General features: G+C 62.3%; 13 protein-coding genes. 6 read left to right on the top strand and 7 right to left on the bottom strand.

Annotated elements, in window-relative coordinates:
• Positions 1-4: 4 nt before the first annotated feature.
• The 4 genes from KVQ82_RS19970 to pvdM form a co-directional block, all read right to left on the bottom strand.
• Positions 5-1,654, bottom strand: coding sequence for a cyclic peptide export ABC transporter (locus KVQ82_RS19970; RefSeq protein ID WP_007968743.1), 1,650 nt, complete (start codon positions 1,652-1,654; stop codon positions 5-7).
• A 147-nt stretch (positions 1,655-1,801) separates the two neighbouring features.
• Positions 1,802-2,719 (bottom strand): formylglycine-generating enzyme family protein, encoded by a 918-nt coding sequence (locus KVQ82_RS19965; RefSeq protein WP_222015376.1) that lies wholly within the window; start codon positions 2,717-2,719, stop codon positions 1,802-1,804.
• Between the two features lie 38 nt (positions 2,720-2,757).
• Entirely contained in the window at positions 2,758-4,038 is a 1,281-nt protein-coding gene (locus KVQ82_RS19960) for an aminotransferase class V-fold PLP-dependent enzyme (protein ID WP_222015373.1), read from the bottom strand.
• Positions 4,035-5,405 (bottom strand): pyoverdine-tailoring dipeptidase-like protein PvdM, encoded by a 1,371-nt coding sequence (gene pvdM, locus KVQ82_RS19955; RefSeq protein ID WP_103369045.1) that lies wholly within the window; start codon positions 5,403-5,405, stop codon positions 4,035-4,037. The genes KVQ82_RS19960 and pvdM overlap by 4 nt, the downstream gene beginning before the upstream one ends.
• Positions 5,406-5,725: 320 nt before the next feature.
• On the opposite strand from pvdM, the gene KVQ82_RS19950 reads away from it, so the two are divergent.
• Positions 5,726-7,345 (top strand): PvdJ/PvdD/PvdP-like protein, encoded by a 1,620-nt coding sequence (locus tag KVQ82_RS19950; protein ID WP_222015371.1) that lies wholly within the window; start codon positions 5,726-5,728, stop codon positions 7,343-7,345.
• Positions 7,346-7,540: 195 nt separating this feature from the next.
• Here KVQ82_RS19950 and KVQ82_RS19945 read toward each other — a convergent pair whose 3' ends face one another.
• Genes KVQ82_RS19945 through KVQ82_RS19935 form a run of 3 tightly spaced genes read right to left on the bottom strand, consistent with a single transcriptional unit; the run spans position 7,541 to position 12,086 of the window.
• Positions 7,541-8,932: an efflux transporter outer membrane subunit gene (locus KVQ82_RS19945; RefSeq protein ID WP_222015370.1), complete on the bottom strand. Its 1,392-nt coding sequence runs from the start codon at positions 8,930-8,932 to the stop codon at positions 7,541-7,543.
• Positions 8,933-8,939: 7 nt separating this feature from the next.
• On the bottom strand, positions 8,940-10,913 hold the full coding sequence (locus KVQ82_RS19940) for a MacB family efflux pump subunit (RefSeq protein WP_222015368.1): 1,974 nt from the start codon (positions 10,911-10,913) through the stop codon (positions 8,940-8,942).
• Positions 10,914-12,086 carry an efflux RND transporter periplasmic adaptor subunit gene (locus KVQ82_RS19935; protein WP_027614028.1) on the bottom strand — a complete coding sequence of 391 codons (1,173 nt, stop codon included), beginning with the start codon at positions 12,084-12,086 and terminating at the stop codon, positions 10,914-10,916.
• A gap of 320 nt (positions 12,087-12,406) precedes the next feature.
• Between KVQ82_RS19935 and KVQ82_RS19930 the strand changes: the two genes are divergently transcribed.
• The 5 genes from KVQ82_RS19930 (at position 12,407) to KVQ82_RS19910 (ending at position 20,104) form a co-directional block, all read left to right on the top strand.
• Positions 12,407-12,889, top strand: a complete 483-nt coding sequence (locus KVQ82_RS19930; RefSeq protein ID WP_027614027.1) for a sigma-70 family RNA polymerase sigma factor — start codon at positions 12,407-12,409, stop codon at positions 12,887-12,889.
• Positions 12,890-13,023: 134 nt separating this feature from the next.
• A complete protein-coding gene (locus KVQ82_RS19925; RefSeq protein ID WP_222015366.1) occupies positions 13,024-14,358 on the top strand; it encodes a lysine N(6)-hydroxylase/L-ornithine N(5)-oxygenase family protein in 1,335 nt (444 codons plus the stop codon).
• A gap of 591 nt (positions 14,359-14,949) precedes the next feature.
• Positions 14,950-17,649, top strand: coding sequence for a magnesium-translocating P-type ATPase (gene mgtA / locus KVQ82_RS19920; RefSeq protein WP_222015364.1), 2,700 nt, complete (start codon positions 14,950-14,952; stop codon positions 17,647-17,649).
• A gap of 186 nt (positions 17,650-17,835) precedes the next feature.
• Entirely contained in the window at positions 17,836-18,552 is a 717-nt protein-coding gene (locus tag KVQ82_RS19915) for an MgtC/SapB family protein (protein ID WP_007968289.1), read from the top strand.
• Positions 18,553-18,895: 343 nt separating this feature from the next.
• A complete protein-coding gene (locus tag KVQ82_RS19910) occupies positions 18,896-20,104 on the top strand; it encodes an EAL domain-containing protein (protein ID WP_260687689.1) in 1,209 nt (402 codons plus the stop codon).
• The last annotated feature ends 75 nt before the right edge of the window (positions 20,105-20,179 follow it).

Genomic DNA, 20,179 nt, shown 5'->3' with positions numbered 1-20,179 from the left:
ACAGTCAGGCGGGTTGCAGCTCAGTGACCACTTTGCCGGCGCTCATGCGCACCAGTTGGTCGGCGACATCGAAGTAACGATCGTCGTGGGAAATGACGATGATGGTCTTGCCCAGACGCTTCAGGTCCGGCAGCAGCTCGGTGTAGAAAATCCGCCGGAAGGTCGGGTCCTGATCGGCGGCCCACTCGTCGAACACCAGCACCGGACGCTCCTCCAGCCAGGCGTTGATCAGGGCCAGACGCTTGCGCTGGCCGGTGGACAGGTCGGTGGTGGTGAACGAGCCGTCACGCACGCTGACCTTGTGCGCAATTTCCAGGCGCTCCAGGTATTGGTTGGCGTCTTCCGGGATATGGGTGTCGCCCTGAACCACGTCGTCGAACAGGTAATAGTCGGCGAAGATCGTGGTGAACAACTGGCGGTAATCGTCGCGGTTGGCGGCATCGACGAGCTGCTGATTGAGGCGGATTTCGCCTTGCTGTGGCGCGTACAGGCCCAGCAGCAATTTGATCAGCGTGGTCTTGCCGCAGCCGTTTTCGCCGACGATGAAAATGATGTCGCCTTGTTCGATTTTCAGGTTCACCGGCCCCAACCGGAACGGCTTGGCGCCTTCAACCGTCGGGAAACTGTACGAGACATCGGTCAGTTCCAAACTGTGCACCGGGGTCTTTTGATGGCCCTGGTCGCTGAGCAGCAGGTGCGGCTCGGGCGAGGAGAATTGCTCGGACAGATCGGCAATGCGGCGGAACGCGATTTGCGCGCGACTGACGATCGGCAAGGTGCCAATGATGTGTTCCAGCGGCCCTTTCATGTACAGCAGCACCAGCACGAAGCCGCTCATGACTGCTTTGTCAGCACTCGGCCACAGCGATTGCAGGCCCAGCGCCAGACCGATCACCACGAAGAACAGCATCGACCCCAAGGTCTTGGCGACCACGAAAATGTTCACCGAACGCACCTGCGTGTCGCAGATCTTGTCGGCCGTGCCTTCGATGCCCGAGACGAACATGCGATGCCGGCGCGGGCGGTGGATGCGCAGTTCCTTGGCGCCCTCGGCGACCGCGTGGTAGTGCTTCTGCAACTCGTCTTCGTAGTCGCGGGCCTTGAGGAAACCCTGCATGCCACGCCCGCGCGCGATGTACTGAATGACCGTGCCGATCAGGATCGCCACCGCCATCATCAGGAACATCGGCCACGACAACATCGCCAGGTAGCCCATGCAACCGAGGGTCACGGTCAGGGAAATCGCCAGCGGCGCAAAGGCGAAGGCGAAGTCGCTGATGGTGTCGACATCGTGGGTCAGCACCGGAATCAGCCGATGGCTGCGATAGCGCTCGATCTGCTCGATCGGCGCCGAAAGGACTTTCTCGCCCAGCTCTTTGCGCAATTTGGCGATGATGTGCTGGCCGACGAAATTGGTGCCGATGTCGGAAAAGATCGAGCTGGTCAGCGCCAGCAGGCACAGGCCGGCAAACACCGCGACCATGGTGCTGGTCAGTGCGCCCTCGGCGTGCAGCACGTTGTTGATGGTCGCCAGCAGCGCGGTGACGCTCAGGCCACCGACCATGCCAAGCAGGATCGACACGCTGACGATCAGTCGAAAGGGTTTGAGCAGGGCGAACAATTCATTGATCACCCCGCGTGTTGGTTTGCTCATGGAGGTTCCCTGCTTGAAGGAGCGGCGAACACCGGCACTGCTCGTGGGGTTCGCCTGGATGACGTAGAGGGCAGTGGGCGCGCCATGGAGGATCGCGCCCACCTGTAGAACGACTGGCAGGACGGCTAATTTAGCCGGGCGATGGCGTTACAGATCACGGGCGACCCGGAAGCCGATCCAGTCGCCACGGGTGTCGGTGTAGGTGGCGTTGCGGTTGCCCGAGCGCGAGAACACCGGTGCCTCGCCCCAGTCGTTGCCACGGATGCGCCGCACTTCGCACTTGCCGCTCAGCCAGGCACTGCCATCGCTTGGCGCACCGACGTAGTTCTCGTTGTAGCAATCGGCGGTCCACTCATAAATATTGCCGTGCATGTCGTAGACGCCGAACGCGTTGGCCGGAAAGCTGCCGGCCGGCGCGGTGAAGTTGTAGCCATCGGCGGCGCCGTAGGTGTTGGCGTGTTTGGCGATGCTGTATTCCTTGCCTTCGTCAAACGGGAAAGGGAACGGCCCGGTGCTGCCGGCGCGGGCGGCGTATTCACGCAGCGACTCGCTGACCAGCCGGTATTGCTGGCCGGTCTTCTTCGACAGCCAGGCCACGTAAGCTTCGACCTCCAGGAAATCCATGCACACCGCTGGGTGCTTGTCGGTGTACTGCTTGCGCGGGTCGCTGCCCTGATAATCCGGGATCCCGGCCTTGCACGCGCGACCGGGGCGCGTGTCGCCGTCGGGCATCTTGTAGCCGCTGTCCTTGAGGTAGGCGTCCCACTCGCCGCGCAGTATCTGGAAACGGCTGATCGCCAGCGGTTTGGCAAACGTCACCGGGTGCATCGGTCCTTCGTCCGGCTCGCGGCCGACCTCATCCTCCGGGGTGCCCATGGTGAACGTGCCAGTGGGCAGCACGACCATTTCCGGGCAGTCCTTGCAGTCCTTGAACACCTTGCCCGGCGCAGGCGGGGTGGCGGCCTGCGCGGCACCCGGCAGCAGGCCGGCGGCGAGGGCGGTGAGGGCGGTGAGCATCAGCGCCGGCAGCGCCTTCAAGGAAAATCGACGCAGTTCACTGTTCATTGCGAGTCTCGCTAAAAGGAAAAAAAGGAGCGTCCGGGTCAAAGGGCCTGATCGAGCACGCCCAGCAAGCGGTCGATTTGCGCTTCGTCGTTGAGCAGCCCCGGTGCGGTACGGATCACCGGGCCGACGTCACGGTGCACGGCATCGGCCACCACGCGGTTAGCCATCAGGTGCGCGGCGATCTTGTCGCTGTCCTTGCCCTTGACCCGGAAGAAGGTGAAACCGGCGGACAGTTCGGGGCTCAGTGGCGTGACCAGTTCGATCTGCGGACGCTGCTGCAGGCGTTGTTTCAGGTAACTGTTGAGCTCGTGAATACGCGCCTCGACCTCGGCCTTGCCCAGCTCAAGATGCAATTTGAACGCTTCGTCCAGCGCCCAGCGGTGCTCGAACGAGTGGTAGCCGCCGGGCGTCATGGTGGTGGAAAACGCCGTGGCTTCGGAGAACGTCGGAATGATCGGGGTGACGTATCTGACCTCGGCGAAGCGGCTGCAGACGATGCCGGTGCCACGTGGGCCGAACATCCACTTGTGGGTGCCGGCGATGAAGAAGTCGCAGTTCATCTGCGCGAAGTTCAGGTTGTCCACGCCGAAGCCATGCACCCCGTCGACCACGTAAACGATGCGGTCAGCGTCGCTGCGACCGCGGTTGTGCTGGTCGACGATGGCGCCGATTTCACCGATGGGCAGTTTCATGCCGCTGCCCGAATGCACCCAGCACATGCCCAGCACCCGGGTTTCGGGGCGGATGGCGCCGTCGATGGCAGCAAGGATTTCTGCCTTGCTCGCGTTGTACGGATCCTGGAACAGGCGAATCTTGCGCACCCGGGTGCCGTCGCGTTCGCTACGCAGGGCGAGGATGGTGTGGGTCGCGTAGTGCTCGTGCTCGGTGGTGAGGATTTCCTGATCGGGGCGCACGTGCACGCCGCCGTAGATCGTCGCCAGACCTTCGGTGGTGCTGCCGGTCAGGGCGATCTGTTTGGCGTCGGCTTGCAGGTAGCGTCCGGCCCAGACCCGCACGTTCTCCTCGCGCTGTTCGATCACGCCGAGGTCCCAATCCATGGCCAGGCCGGGATTTTTGTCGAGGGCGGCGCGGTGCCGCTCAATCGCCTCGCGCACTGGTTTGGGGTGCGAGGTAATCAGGAAATTGGAGAAGTGCAGATACGCCGGATCCTGGTCGAACAGCTGCTGCAACCGCGTCCACTTGTTGCCGGTCACGGGCGCGGCGTTCGCGGCACCGGCGACATTCGGCAGGCTCGCGCCCAGTGGCAGAGCCGCGGCGAGAATCCCCGCCTGCTTCAAGAACTCACGACGATTGCTCATGGCTTGGCAGTTCCCGGCGCGGCGGCCAGTGCCGGTTTCGCGGCTTTCTCGACCTGATCCCAGACCCGCAGGAAGTTGCCGCCCCAGAGCTTGGCGATGTCCGCTTCGGAGTAACCTCGTGAGATCAGCTCGGCGGTGACGTTGCGAATTTCGCCGACGTTCTCGAAGCCTTTGACGCCACCACCTTCGTTGAAGTCGGAGCTGATGCCGACATGGTCGATGCCGATCTTGCGCACCGCGTAATCGATGGCATCGCCCAGATCCTTGAGGCTGGCTTTCGGTTCTTCTTCGAGGATGCCGTACAGGCGGCTGGCGTACTGGCCGAACTTCTGCTCGGACCACGCCGCAATGATCGGGTCGCCCGGCATCAGCGCCATCGCCAGGTTCGGCAGCGGCGGCAGGTCGAAGTCCTTGCGCATCTCGTTGAGCTTGTCCTGGGTTTGCTGGGTGAGCGGACGCAGGTACTGCGAGAACGCGACGATCTGCACCACGCCGCCGCTGTTTTTGATCAGCTGCATTTCCTTGTCGCTGAGGTTGCGCGGAATGTCGACCATCGCACGTGGCGCCGAATGCGAGGCTACCAGCGGCGTGCGGCTCAGTTGCGCAACTTGTTCGAGGGCTTTGGTCGACATTTGCGAGACGTCGATGATCACGCCCAGATCGTTGAGGCGCTTGACCGCCTGCTTGCCCAGATCCGAGAGGCCGTCGAGGGCGTCCGGCGAATCATTGAGGAATGGCAACGGTCGCGACGAATCCGCCCAGTCGTTGTTGCCGATGTAGCTGAAGCCGAACATGCGCATGCCGCGCGCGGTCCACAGGTCCAGCAGGTTGAGGTCGTGGCCCAGCGGATAGGCGTTGAGCATGCTGATGAAAATCGCGAATTTGCCTTCGCCGTGCAAGCGCCGGAAGTCATCGGGTGTGTAGGCGATGGCCACCTGATTGGGGTAGTCGCGAACCATCCCGGAGATGATCTTGAAGCGGATTTCCTGCTGATTGCGCGCCTCGTCGACGAAGCCGGGTGTCGGCTTGTGCGGAGCGTTCGGGCCGTTCCACATTTCCGGCCAGCCGAAGATGGTCAGCGCGGCGCCGGACAGGCGCCCGCGGTTGGCCTTGGCGAGGTCGAACTGGCCGTCGCCGTCCTTGTCGGCTTCGTGGCCGTCAGTGCCGAAATTTTGCGTCAGGCTGACATGGCTGTCGAAAGAGAGCATGCGTTCGTGCAGCTCATCGGCCTGCTTCATGACTTTGGCCGGGTAGCCGAGGTCGTCCTTGAACCAGTGATGCCACACGGCAAAGCCTGCGCCGGCGCTGATCGCCAGGGCCAACGGCAGGCCGATGAATAGAGCCTTTTTCGAACGTGGTTTTGTCATTGCCATCTCAGTCAGGTTCGCCATCGAGGTGCAGGCGCGGGGGCCTTCGCTATCTGGGAAGAACGAGTGGTTGGCGGCAAAATTTAAGCCTGGTGCTGTGGCGAGGGGATTTATCCCCGATCGAGTGCGAAGCGCTCGCAAAGCCTGCCAGCGCTGTCCCTTCTGGTGTCGCCGCCAGCGTCGGATGGGAGTTGCTTCGCAACTCATCGGGGATGAATCCCCTCGCCACAAGTCATCATCGCCGGGCGCGTTAAATTTGTCGGGGCAACAAACGTTCTAGCTTGGATAAAGCCTGCTTCATGGCTGACACAGGTAGGGCAATGAAGATTTCTCGACGATGGTTCATGGCGGGCCTGGCGCTGACCGGCGCTGCCGTGCCTGCGGCGTATTTCGGGCATCGTGAATGGACGAAGCCGGACCCGACGATCACCCCGGGCGAAGCGTCTTTCGACGTCGCCGACATGGCCGGACAGCGCCTGGCGAATGCGTTGCGCGGGGTGTGGGATATCCGTTTCGAAGGTGCCGATGCCGGCCTCGAGGGCTTGCCGCTCAAGGGTCTGCAAGTGTTTCTCGACATCGGCCAGAAGGGGCGCGGCGTGTGCGGTTTTCTCGACACGCCCGAGCGCCTGCGCTCCGCTGAAACACCGCGTTATCGAATTCTGGGCGACCTCGCGATAGCCGATGCGGCGAAGTTGAGTTGGCGCCTGATCGGTGCCGACGGCCAGATCAGCTATGAGCTGGAGATGATCCTCGATGAGGTCTGGGCCGACTTCGGCAATGCCGGCAGTGGCACCCTCAGCGGCAAGGCTTTGCGCCTGGATCGAGCGCTGGCCTTGCCGGAGCAGGACAACCGCTTCGTCGCCGTCAAGCGGCTGTTTCCCGAAGCGCGCGAGCGCACGCCGCTCAACCCGACGTTGCTGGCGTGGCTTATCTCTCCCGAGCATCGCCTGTTTCACCAGTTGTGGCATGCGACCCGGGACAAGTGGCACAAACTGCCCGAGGACAAACGCGAAGCCTTGCGCGGCATTGGCTGGCAGCCCGGCCCGCGCGACAAGGAGCGCGATGCCCGTGGCCCGCGCAAGGATCGCAATGGCTCGGGCGTGGACTTTTTCTTCATGCACCGGCACATGCTCGGGACGGCGCGCTCGATGCAGGATCTGCCGTCGTGGGCGTTTTTCCCGCTGCCGCAGCCGGAGCTGATCCGCGACCGTGTCGGCTTCGCCCGCTATTTCGACAACCACGACGGCTCAGCCTTGCCGCCCACCTGGACGGCGGCGGGCGATGACGAATTCAGTCAGTGGGTCAGCGACATCAAGACCGCCGAGACCTACGAAAGCAACTTCCAGGTCTGGGAGTCGCAATACCGCGATCCGGCGTATCTGGCCCGGCTCACCCTCGGCCAGTTCGGCTCCGAAGTCGAGCTGGGCCTGCATGACTGGTTGCATATGCGCTGGGCCTCCGTGCCGCGCGATCCGTCCAACGGTCAGCCGGTGCCGTTTGCCCGCGATCCGGCGGACTTCGCGGCCCGCTGGTACAACGCCGAAAACGACTTCCTCGGCGATCCGTTTTCTTCCCACGTCAACCCGACGTTCTGGCATTTCCATGGCTGGATCGATGATCGCATCGAGGACTGGTTCCGCGCTCACGAGCGTTTCCACCCGGGCGAAGTCGCGCGGCTGCAGGTCAATGGCGTGCCATGGTTTGCCCCGGGGCGCTGGGTGGAAGTCGATGATCCGTGGCTCGGACCGATCACCCATGGCTGCAGTACCACGCCGGGATTGCAGGTGGGCAAGTCGGTGGAGATGGATCCGGAAACCATGAAGCTGGCGCTGCGCATCACCTTTATCAGCGACGAGGAAAAACTCGCCGGTCTGTTCCGCCGCGTGCCGCAACGGCCATGGTATGCGCGCAATCTGAAGGCTAAAACCAGCCCGACTTGAGGGCTGCGTCATCGATCATTCGCGAGCAGGCTCGCTCCCACAGGTTCAGGTGTCAGGCCGAGAGAGCGGCAACATCGTCAATCAATGTGGGAGCTGGCTTGCCAGCGATAGCATCGGGTCAGGCAACGTTGATGTTGGGAGTGCTGGCCTCATCGCTGGCAAGCCAGCTCCCACAGGGTTGTTGTGTTGATTCGATTACAGCGTCTGCCACCCGCCACCAAGTGCCTTGTACAGCGCAATGCTCGCCTGCACTCGTGACAGCCGTAGTTGTGCATGCTGATCCTGGGCCGCGTACAGCGTGCGCTGGGTTTCCAACACGGTCAGCAAGTCTTCAGCGCCGGCCTGGTAACGGCTCTGCGCGATGTCGAATGCGGTCTGCGCCTGATTCAGTTCTTCGTTCTGCCACAACCGCTGCTCATCCAGGCGACGAATGCCATTGAGCGCTTTTTCCACATCGGCAAACCCGTTGATGATCGCCCCACGGTAGGTTTCCAGCAGCTCTTGCTGGCGCGCCATGGCCTTGTCGCGTTCAGCACCGAGACGACCGTTATTGAAAATCGGTGCGACCAGTCCGGCGGTCAGGTTGTAGAAAGGGCTGCGAATCAAATCGTCGAACTGATTGGCGCCTGAGCCGAGTTGGGCGGTCAGGGTCAGTGCCGGCAACATGGCCGCGCGAGCGACTTTGACGTCAGCTTCGGCGGCGGCCAGTTGGGCTTCGGCGCGTGCGATGTCCGGACGCTGCGTGAGCAACTCGCTGGGCACGCCAGCGGCGATGTCTGGCCATTGCAGGTGATCGAAGGGCTCTGTCGCCGACAGTTGCTGCACCGGTCGGCCGAGCAGGGCGGCGAGGCTGATCAGCGCGTCCTGGGCTTGCTGTTGCACGCGCGGCAGTTGCCATTGCTGGGCGGCGACCAGGCTCTTCTGCTGGGCCAGCTCCAGCGCGGTGGCGGAGCCTGAATCAAACCGCGTCTGCACCAGTTTCAGCACGCTTTGTGCGTTGGCCAGGTTGAGTTCGGCGATGCGGCTCTGCTCGCGCAGCGACAAGGTTTGCGCATACGTGCTGGCAACGCCGCTGAGCAATGTCAGCTCGACCGTCGCCCGGTCGAATTCGCTGGCCCGCAGGGCGAACTGGGCACTGTCGCGCGACGCGCGTTTGCCGCCCCAGAAATCGATTTCGTAGGTGGCGCTCAGGTTGGTATCGAAATAGTCCACCGCCTTGTTGCTGCTGTTGGCATCGAGTTGGCTGTAGCCATTGCCGCGCAGCAGTTTCTGCCGATTGGCATTCAGGCCGGCCTTGACCTCCGGCAACTGTGAGCCGCCAGCGATGACGGTGCCCGCCTGCGCCTGACGCACGCGAGCAACGGCAGCCGCGAGGTCGAAACTGCCGACGCGCGCCTGCTCGATCAGACGATCCAGTTCCGGGCTGCCAAATTGCGTCCACCACTGCGGGTTGTTGCGGGCAACGCTGGCGCTATGGGGCGACTGCCAGGCAGCTGGCGTTTGCACGCCACTGTCCGGGCGCTGGACGGGACTGCCGCAGGCGCTGAGCAACAGGCACATGGTCAACAGGCTGAGACGCGGTTTCATAGGTCGATCATTCACTGGTAAGGGCCGTGACCGGGTCGAGCCGGGCGGCTTTGCGGGCAGGCATGAAGCCGAAGACAACACCGGTGACCACGGCGCAACCGAAGGCACCGAGCACCGCCATCATGGAAAAAGCCACGGCCACTTCGCTGAGGACCAGCACGCCGCCGACGATCAGCGCCAGGGCGATCCCGGCAATGCCGCCGACCACCGAGAGCATCACCGCTTCGGTGAGGAACTGCCGGAGGATGTCGCGCTGGCGGGCGCCGGTGGCCATGCGAATGCCAATCTCGCGAGTCCGCTCACGCACGGTCATGAGCATGATGTTCATCACCCCGATCCCGCCGACCAGCAGCGAGATCGCGGCAATCGAGCCGAGCATCAGCGACAGGGTGTTCTGGGTGCGCGCCTCGGCCTGGATCATCGCGGCGTTGTTGGTCAGTTCGAAATCCTTCTTGCCGTTGTGCAGGCGCAGCATCAGTTGCTCGATGGCCTGCTCGGTGTCCTTGACCTTGCGCGCGTCGGCGGCGGCGATGGCCACGTATTCCGGATTGCGCGTGCCGAACAGCCGGACGCTGGCCGCCGAATAAGGGATGGCGATGCGATTATCGCTGTCGGAGTCGCCGGAGCTGGCGCCTTTTTCCGCGAGTACGCCGACCACCTGGAACGGCACATTCTCGATCAGGATGAATTGCCCGATCGGGTTCGGCACATCCTTGAGCAGTTTGCTGCGGACTTTGTGGCCGATCACCGCGACGGCTGCAGCATTCTGCTCATCGGCCTCGGTGAAGTAACTGCCTTGCACCACCGGCCAGTTGAAGATCGCCGGGAAGTTGGTGTCGTTGCCGCCGACGTAACTCAGGTGGTCGGCATTGCCGTAACGTACGCCGGCCTCGGCGCCGTTGACCGGCATGATCCGCTGCACTTGCGGCAGGCTGGCCAGCGCGTGCACATCGTCGAGGGTGATGATCCCCGGCGGCGTGCGCGGGTTGGGCGCCGAGCCGCTGAGGTAAATAATGTTCGAACCGAACGCGCCCATCTGCGCCATCACCTGGCGTTTGCTGCCTTCACCGACCGCCAGCATCACCACCACCGACGCCACGCCGATGATGATCCCGAGCAGGGTCAGTGCGGTGCGAAAGCGGTTGATCCACATCACCCGCCACGCCGCGTGCAGGGCATCGACCAGTTCGCCTTTCCAGGCGCCGGTGGCTTCGGCGCCGTCGGCCAGACGCTGGCGCAGATCCACCGCTTGCAGGGCGCCGGGGTTGGCGCTGGTCTGGGCTTCTGGGTTGTCGCGGGCGCTGTCGCTGATGATCAGGCCGTCGCGTATTTCGATGATGCGTTTGGCCCGGGCCGCGACTTCGCGGTCGTGGGTGATGAGGATCACCACGTGGCCCTGACTCGCCAGTTCGTCGAGCAGCGCCATCACCTCTTTGCCGCTGTGGCTGTCGAGGGCGCCGGTGGGTTCGTCGGCGAGGATGATGTGGCCGCCGTTCATCAACGCCCGGGCAATCGACACCCGTTGCTGCTGGCCACCGGACAACTGATGCGGGCGGTTGCCGGTGCGCGAGGCCAGACCGAGGCGGTCGAGCAGGGCAGCGGCGCGGGCGTGACGTTCGGCGGCCGGGGTGCCGGCATAGATCGCCGGCATCTCGACGTTTTCCTGGGCCGAGCCGGACGGAATCAGGTGATAGCCCTGGAACACAAATCCAAAGGCTTCGCGACGCAGCCAGGCCAGCTCGTCGCTGTCGAGGCCGGCAACGTTTTCCCCGGCGAAGCGGTACTCGCCGGAGGTCGGGCGGTCGAGGCAGCCGAGGATATTCATCAGGGTCGATTTGCCGGAGCCGGAAGCGCCGACAATCGCCACGAATTCACCAGCGTGAATCGACAGGTCGATGCCGCGCAACACGTGAACTTCAGGCGCGTCACCGCCGCCGTAGGATTTGCGAATGTCCTGCAGATCGATCAGAGGCGTTTGCATTCAGCCTCCGCTGCCGTCGACCGGGCCGATCAACAGGTGATCGCCTTCGTTGAGGCCGTCGACAATCTGCACCTTGAGCCGGTCGCTGATGCCGGTGCGTACCTCGCGTTGCTGGATGTCGCCGTTGGCCGCCACCACCTGCGCGGTTTGCAGGTTGGCCGTGGTGCTGCCCTGCAACGCGGCGACCGGCGCGGTGAGCACGCCTTTGGCCTGATTGGCGACGAAAAACACCTGAGTGGTCATCTCGGCCATCAAGGCGTTGTCGGCGTTATCGACGTCGAGCAAAACCGTGTACAGCACAACGCGGGCGCTGCCGCTTTTACTGCTGCTGGCTGGGCTGCCGCCGCCCTGGCTGGTCTGGTCCAGCGGCTTGGGCGGCACCGGCAGAATCTGCCGCACGGTGCTGCTCCAGCGCCGCTGGCCGCCGCTGAGGGTGGTGAAGTAGGCGGTCATGCCCGGTTTGACGTGACCGATGTCAGCCTCGGAAACCTCGGCCCACACGGTCATCGGTGACAGCTTGGCGATGCGCAGAATCAGCGGCGTCTGCTGTTGCGCGTTGAGGGTCTGGCCTTCGCGGGCGTCGAGGGCAACCACGGTGCCGGCCATCGGCGCGTAGATCCGCGTGTAGCCGAGTTCGGCCTGATCGCTGCGCAGGCTCGCTTCGGCCTGGCGGATCTGTGCCTGGAACATGTCGACGCGGGCCTGAGTGGCTTTCAGTTCGGCGCGGGCGGTCTGCACGTCTTCTGCACGGGTGGCGCCGCCGGCGGCGAGATTCTGCTGGCGCTGATATTTCTGCCGCGCCAGTTCATGCTGGGCGCGTTGCTCCTGCAATTGCGCCTTGAGGTTTTCGATGGAGAAGCGTCCGGCGTCGAGTTTGGCCTTCTGCGTGGACGGATCGATTTCCACCAGCAGTTGACCTTCCTTGACCACGTCACCGACTTCGACGTGGATTTTCTGGATCTGCCCGGAGGCCTGCGCGCCGACATCGACATACCGGCGCGGTTGCAGGGTGCCCAGCGCGGTGACGCTGCTCTCGATGTCGCCACGGCTGACTTGCACGGTGGCGAAGCGCTCGCGGCCCGGCGGCATGATTTGCCACGCGGCGTAGGCAACAACAGGAATCAGACAAAGGACTGCGAGCAGGGCGCGTCGAGCGGGGCGGGGACGTTTCATGCAGGGTTCCGGCCAGTGGAATTCGGCCCGTCGTCCGGCTGCACGCCACAGCGCGCAGCCGCCGAACGCTGTCGCAGGGCGCGACAGACACGGGGAGCTGTCCTGTAAACGATGAATACGCGGGGGAATTTAAGCGAAGACACAGGATGTTACAGGTATAGAACGACACTATTTAGCGGGCAACGACAAACGCCACTTTAAATCTATATGAGAATTACTATAAATTACGCACCTCAGTTGCCACTATCTTGCTACCCGTGTTCGCGGGCCGTCGATCAGTGTGCTCAAGGATCGAATCCGCATCGATGCGGCCGGGAGTCATGTTGGAAAACTACTATCGCGAGCTGGTGTGTTTCCTGAACGCCAAGCTCGGCAACCGTCAGGTCGCCGAAGATGTGGTGCATGACGCTTATGTGCGGGTTCTGGAACGCTCCAGCGACACGCCCATCGAGCAGCCCCGAGCCTTTCTTTATCGCACTGCGTTGAATCTGGTGATCGACGATCATCGGCGCAACGCCTTGCGCCAGGTCGAGCCACTGGAAGTGCTCGACAGCGAAGAGCGCTATTTCACCCCGTCGCCCCATGGCACTCTCGATCACGGCCAGCGTCTGGAGATGCTCCAGCGCGCCCTGGCGGAATTATCGCCGCTGTGCCGCGACAGTTTTCTGCTGCGCAAGATCGAAGGCCTGTCGCACCCGCAGATCGCCGAACAGCTGGGAATTTCCAAGGCACTGGTGGAAAAACACATCGTCAATGCGATGAAGCATTGCCGCCTGCGCATCAAACAATGGGATGCCCATTGAGCCGCCATCGCTAAATTTTATTTCACTGTCCTCGTTCCTACTCAACAGACGACCTGCTGTCCTGCTCAAGGCCAGTCGGGTCACTTAGGCTCTCCTTTCCCCTTGTTGAGGGGTTCATCCAGAGGACACTGGAAATGACTCAGGCAATTGCATCGCCCATCGTTCACGACCTGATCGGCGTCGGTTTCGGACCTTCGAACCTGGCGCTGGCCATCGCTCTGCAAGAGCGCGGCCCGACCCACGGCGAACTGGATGTGCTGTTCCTCGACAAGCAGGCCAACTACAGCTGGCACGGCAACACCCTGTCGACCCAAAGCGAATTGCAGATTTCCTTCCTCAAGGATCTGGTGACCCTGCGCAACCCGACCAGCCCGTACTCGTTCGTCAATTACCTGAAGGCTCACGGCCGCCTGGTGGACTTCATCAACCTCGGCACCTTCTATCCGTGCCGCATGGAGTACAACGACTACCTGCGCTGGGTCGCCGGGCAGTTCACCGAGCAGAGCCGCTACGGCGAAGAAGTGCTGACCATCGAACCGGTGCTGCACAACCACCAGGTTGAAGCGTTGCGCGTGATCTCCCGCGACAGCGAAGGCCAGCAGTTTGTGCGCACCGCGCGTTCGGTGGTGGTCAGTGCCGGTGGCACGCCGCGTATTCCGGAGGCGTTCAAGGCGCTGAAGGGCGACAGCCGCGTGTTCCACCACTCGCAGTACCTGTCGCAGATGGCCAAACAGCCGTGTGTGAACAACCAACCGATGAGCATCGCGATCATCGGCGGCGGGCAGAGCGCGGCGGAAGCCTTCATCGATCTGAACGATTCGTTCCCGTCGGTGCAGGTCGACATGATCCTGCGCGGCTCGGCGCTCAAACCTGCGGACGACAGCCCGTTCGTCAACGAAGTGTTCTCGCCGGAGTTCACCGATCTGGTGTTCCAGCAAAACAGCGCCGAGCGTGAGCGGCTGGTCAACGAGTACCACAACACCAACTACTCGGTGGTGGACATCGACCTGATCGAGCGCATCTACGGCATCTTCTATCGGCAGAAAGTCTCGGGCATCGCCCGTCATGCGTTCCGTACCCTGACCACCGTCGAGAGCGCCACCGCCACCGAACGCGGCATCGAACTGGCGGTGCGCAACAACGCCACCGGCGAAGTCACCGTGCGCCTCTATGACGCCGTGGTCCTGGCCACCGGTTACGAGCGGCAGATGCACCGCAAACTGTTGGCACCGCTGGAAGAATACCTCGGTGATTTCGAGGTCGATCGCAACTACAAACTGATCACCGACGAACGCTGCAAGGCCGGCCTGTATATGCAGGGCTTCTGCCAGGCCAGCCATGGCCTGAGTGATACGTTGCTGTCGGTGTTGCCGGTGCGTGCTGACGAGATTGCCGGGTCGTTGTATGAGCATGGCAAGAACCGTGGGCATCGTTCGATGGCGGATCTGTTGTTGGCGACTGCCAGCTGAATCAGCATTGCCTGATCCACCGCCTTCGCGAGCAAGCTCGCTCCCACAAGGGATTTTCAGTGAACACAGATTTTGTGTCAGATGAAGATCCAATGTGGGAGCGAGCTTGCTCGCGAAGGGGCCTCAAGGATCACCGCAAAAAACCATTCCTGAACCCTTCCTGAACATCCCCCGATATTCCCCGACACACTTCCTTTTGCGGGTTTACTCTCCAATCATCGAGGCGTAAGCTTCGCGCGTTTTCATCAATAGCGGAGACCCACAGTGGGTACTTGTTCGAGTGACAGTTGTCGGCCGGTCTCGGTAACCGGCAGATTCTCGGCAAGATAACGCGCAGCCTTTCTCTGCCGTTGTCTCGCCGTAAAGCGAGCAGCGGCATCCCGATCATGGTCAGTTGAGACCATGTCCCGACGTCCTTCTCATCGACACTGAAAGTATGTGATTTCGACCGTGTGGTCGTGATCGCAAACCTATCGACACGCCTGTCTTTTCTGACCGGCGCGCCAAGCCTTGCCGTGCCGGATTTTCCGGTGAACGAGGCGTGGTCGTACCTGCTCGACGGTTTCCCGGCTGACCATAGGGGCAACAGCCATGAAACTTACGCTCAAGGAATTTTTCGCAGGCTTCCTGCGCACACGCCACATCGCCCGGCACTTCCGCCGTCTGGCGCTGCTGGAATCGATCAACGACACCACGGTCAGCCGTGAAGTCCCGCCCACGCTGGCCAACACCCTGGTCGATGCGGCCCATCGCGACAGCGGCGAACTGCTCTCGTCGCTGGGCACTCACACCGACGGCCTGACCGATTTTGAAGTCGACGCACTGCGCGCGCAGTACGGCCTCAACGAAGTCGAACACGAGCAGCCGCTGCCATGGTGGACTCACCTGTGGCACTGCTATAAAAACCCGTTCAACCTGCTGCTGACCCTGTTGGCGGTGATCTCCTGGCTGACCGAAGACCTGAAAGCCGCCACGGTGATTTTCTCCATGGTGGTGCTGTCGACGCTGCTGCGCTTCTGGCAGGAAAGCAAATCCAACCGGGCCGCCGACTCGCTCAAGGCGATGGTCAGCAACACTGCCACGGTGATGCGCCGCGACGAGCCACGCATCGAGCTGCCGATCAAGCAACTGGTTCCGGGCGACCTGATCGTGCTGTCGGCCGGCGACATGATTCCCGCTGACTGCCGGGTGCTCAGCGCCAAGGACCTGTTCGTCAGCCAGGCGGCAATGACCGGCGAATCGATGCCGGTGGAAAAGTTTGCCCGTCAGGCCGACCGCGACACGCGCAATCCGCTGGAGCTGGAGAACATTCTGTTCATGGGCACCAACGTGGTGTCCGGCACGGCGGTGGCGGTGATTCTCACCACGGGCAACAGCACCTATTTCGGCGCGTTGGCACAGCGTGTGGGCGCAACTGACCGCGCGGTGACCTCGTTCCAGCTGGGCGTGAACAAAGTCAGCTGGCTGCTAATCCGCTTCATGTTCGTCATGGCGCCGCTGGTGCTGTTCATCAACGGTTTCACCAAGGGCGACTGGACCGAAGCGCTGCTGTTCGCGCTGTCGATTGCCGTGGGCCTGACCCCGGAAATGCTGCCAATGATCGTCACCTCGACCCTGGCCAAAGGCGCGGTGTTCCTGTCGCGCAAGAAGGTCATCGTCAAGCGGCTGGATGCGATCCAGAACTTCGGCGCGATGGACGTGCTGTGCACCGACAAGACCGGCACCCTGACCCAGGACAAGATCTTTCTCGCGCGCAATGTCGACGTCTGGGGTGAAGACTCCGACGATGTGCTGGAAATGGCTTACCTCAACAGTTACTACCAGACCGGGCTGAAAAACCTGCTCGATGTGGCGGTGCTGGAGCACGTGGAAATCCATCGCGAATTGAAGGTTGGCACGGCGTTTCGCAAGGTCGATGAGATCCCGTTCGACTTCAATCGCCGGCGCATGTCGGTGGTGGTCGAAGGGCGTGGTCAGCCACATCAACTGATCTGCAAAGGTGCGGTGGAAGAAGTGTTGGCGGTGTGCACCCGTGTGCAGCACGGCGAAGTCGAAGAAGCCTTGAGCGATGAATTGCTGACCCGGATTCGTCAGGTCACCGCAGCATTCAACGCTGAAGGCTTGCGCGTGGTGGCGGTGGCTGCCCGTTCGATGCCGGAAGGTCGCGACACTTACAGCCTGGCGGATGAACAGGAACTGACGCTGATCGGTTACGTGGCGTTCCTTGATCCACCGAAGGAAAGCACTGCGCCAGCGCTCAAGGCGCTGGCCGAGCACGGCGTCGCGGTCAAAGTGCTGACCGGCGACAACGAACTGGTGACCGCGAAGATTTGCCGCGAAGTCGGCCTCGCGCAACAGGGTTTGCTGATGGGCAACGACATCGAGCGCATGAACGATGCCGAACTGGCCGTGGCGGTAGAGAAAACCAACGTCTTCGCCAAGCTCACGCCGTCGCACAAGGAGCGCATCGTGCGCATCCTCAAAGGCAACGGCCATGTGGTCGGTTTCATGGGCGATGGCATCAACGATGCGCCGGCGCTGCGTACCGCCGACATCGGTATTTCGGTGGACAGTGCGGTGGACATCGCCAAGGAGGCCGCCGACATCATCCTCCTGGAAAAGAGCCTGATGGTGCTGGAGGAGGGCGTGCTCGAGGGGCGTCGGACCTTCGCCAACATGCTCAAGTACATCAAGATGACCGCCAGCTCCAACTTCGGCAACGTGTTCTCGGTGCTGGTCGCCAGTGCGTTCATTCCGTTCCTGCCGATGCTGCCGATGCACCTGCTGGTACAGAACCTGCTCTACGACATTTCGCAGATCGCGATTCCGTTCGACAACGTCGATGACGAGATGCTGAAAAAGCCACAGCGCTGGCAGCCGGCGGATGTCGGTCGCTTCATGCTGTTCTTCGGGCCGATCAGTTCGATCTTTGACATCACTACGTTCGCCTTGATGTGGTACGTGTTCGATGCCAACACCCCGGATCACCAGACGCTGTTCCAGTCCGGCTGGTTCGTGGTGGGCTTGCTGACCCAGACGCTGATCGTGCACATGATCCGCACGCCGAAGATTCCGTTCCTGCAAAGCCGTGCAGCCACGCCGCTGCTGGTGATGACCGGGATCATCATGGCGGTCGGGATCTTCCTGCCGATGGGGCCGCTGGCCAACTACTTCAAACTGCAGGCACTGCCGTCGCTGTACTTCGTGTTCCTGCCGATGATCCTGCTGGCATACATGGCGCTGACCCAGGCGGTGAAAGGTTTCTACATCCGCCGATTCGGCTGGCAATAACAGCAGGCTGCAATCTTCACCTGCCACCCTGTAGGAGCTGTCGCAGGCTGCGATCTGTCGATTGTGTTTTTAAAAGACAAGATCAACAGATCGCAGCCTGCGGCAGCTCCTACAGGGAACGGGTAGTTCAAGTGAATTGGCAGCAAGCCCAACAAAGGGACTGTGGACTATTCAAGGAGCTTCATCATGCAAGCCATCAACAACCTCAACCTCACCTCGCTGCTCGACACCCTCGTCAGCCTCAGCGCGGCGTTCATCCTCGGTGGCCTGATCGGTTTCGAGCGCCAGTACCGGCAACGCACCGCCGGCCTGCGCACCAACGTGCTGGTGGCGGTCGGTGCGGCGATTTTCGTCGACATGGCCAACCGTCTCGGCGGCGCTGAAGGCGCGGTGCGGGTAGTCGCGTACGTGGTTTCCGGCATTGGTTTTCTCGGCGCGGGCGTGATCATGCGCGAGGAAGGTAACGTCCGTGGCCTCAACACCGCCGCGACCTTGTGGACTTCCGCCGCTGTCGGCGCCTGCGCCGGGGCCGATCTGTTGGCCGAGGCGGTGCTCGGCACGCTGTTCATCCTCGCCGCCAACACCTTGCTGCGGCCGATCGTCAACAACATCAACCGCCAGCCACTGGACGTGGTTTCGGCGGAAGTCACCAACATTGTTTACGTGATCGCCCGGCGCTCGCAGCAGAAAGCCGTGTTCGCCCTGCTCGAAGCCGAGCTGGAACGCAGCAATTACCCAGCCAGCGACGTCGATGTACACGCCTTCGGTGCCGATGAAATCGAGATCGAAGCGACGCTGGCGACCACCTCGGTGGACGGTGACGAGCTGGACGCACTGGTGGCGCGAATCTCGACGTCGGCGCTGGTGGTGCAGGCGTTCTGGAGTCCCAGCACCACCGAATAAGGCAACCACATTGCACCGCCATTGGGCGTGGCTCTCAGCGTTCACAGTCGCTGGTGCTGTCATGAACATCGCCGCATCGGCCAATGCCTGTGCGGCATCTTGTCGGCTTTCAAGAGATTTCCAGCTGTTTTCAGGACGTTTCCTACAGCGTTTCTGGTGAGTTCTGGATAGCGTGCTCAACACATTTTCTTACGTCGTCAAACTCTAAGTCCTACACGCTCTGCGACCCGGAATCGCCAGGGCCCTGGCATCGTGCTGGAACATCTCGATGGTTAAGCGATCACAGACGCTCCCTCGCGAGCTCCATTCTCATCCGTGCGTCACCCACAGCGAGCCGACCCTCATGCCCAACCTGCCGCTTCGTATCCTGGTGCTGGAAGACCACGCTTTTCAGCGCTCCGTGGCGGTGAACCTCCTGCAAGGGCTGGGTTGTCAGCAGGTGCTGGAGGCCAGCGATGGTGCGCAGGCGCTGGCGTTGCTCGATGAAGTCGGCGCGGTGGACATCGCCCTGTGCGACTTGCAGATGGAGGGCATGGACGGGCTGGCGTTTCTGCAACGGGTCGGCGCCTCGGGGCAGGTCAGGTCGGTGATCATCTGCAGTGCGCTGTCGGCGGACCTGCGGCGCGCGGTGCATCAGATGGTCGCACTGCTTGGGCTGGACCTGCTCGGTGATGTCGGCAAACCGCTGCACGTTGAGGGACTGGCCGAGTTACTCGACACATTCGTCAACCGGCAGATCAACCCGCCGCAGCCGCTGCGCGCGATGACGCTGGCCAGTGAAACGACGGTCCGCCATGCGCTGGCCGAGGGCCAATTGCAGGCCTGGTATCAACCCAAGTTCGACCTGCAGAACGGCGAGGTTCGAGGCGTCGAAGTGCTGTGCCGCTGGCAGCACCCGACACGCGGGCTGATTTCGCCAGCGCTGTTCTTGCCGGTGCTCGAGCGTTGCGGTTTGCTCGACGAGATGCTGTTGGCGCAGATCGACCAGGCCTTGCACGTGCAGCGCAGCGCCCGGGCGCAAGGCTTTGTCCTGAACCTGGCGTTCAACCTGCAAACCGTGCAACTGGCCAATGCGCAACTGACGTCGACCTTGAAAAGCCTGTTGGCCGAACATACAAGCAGCGGCTCAAGCCTGACCTTCGAGCTGACCGAAAGCGGCCTGCTCGAGGCACCCGCCGCCAGCCTGGAGACACTGGTGCGGTTGCGGATGATGGGCTGTCGCTTGTCGATCGATGACTTCGGCGCCGGATTCTCTTCGTTGCAACGCCTGTGTCAGTTGCCCTTCAACGAGATCAAGCTCGACGCCGATTTCATTCGCAACCTTGCGCATGAACCCCGTTGTCGCGCGGCCATCAGCAGCACCCTGGCGTTGGGCGAAGCCTTGGGCATGAACGTGGTCATCGAAGGCATCGAAACCGCCGCGCAACGTCATGAACTGCTGGTGCTGGGCTGCACGCAAGGGCAGGGCTACTGGTACGCACGGCCGATGGCCGGGGCCGATCTGTTGAACTGGCTGCAACGGCGCAACCACGGCAAAGGAACAGACGAATGAGCGGATTTTTAGGAAAGGTCCTACAGAGCTGTTCCGGCGAGATGCGTAGTCTTGGCGCGCCACCTCCGAGCTTCG

The organism is Pseudomonas sp. AO-1, from assembly GCF_019775695.1.
In the GTDB taxonomy this organism is placed as follows: domain Bacteria; phylum Pseudomonadota; class Gammaproteobacteria; order Pseudomonadales; family Pseudomonadaceae; genus Aquipseudomonas; species Aquipseudomonas parakoreensis.
Note: the sequence above shows the minus strand (reverse complement) of the source record. Positions and strands in the feature narration are given on the sequence as shown.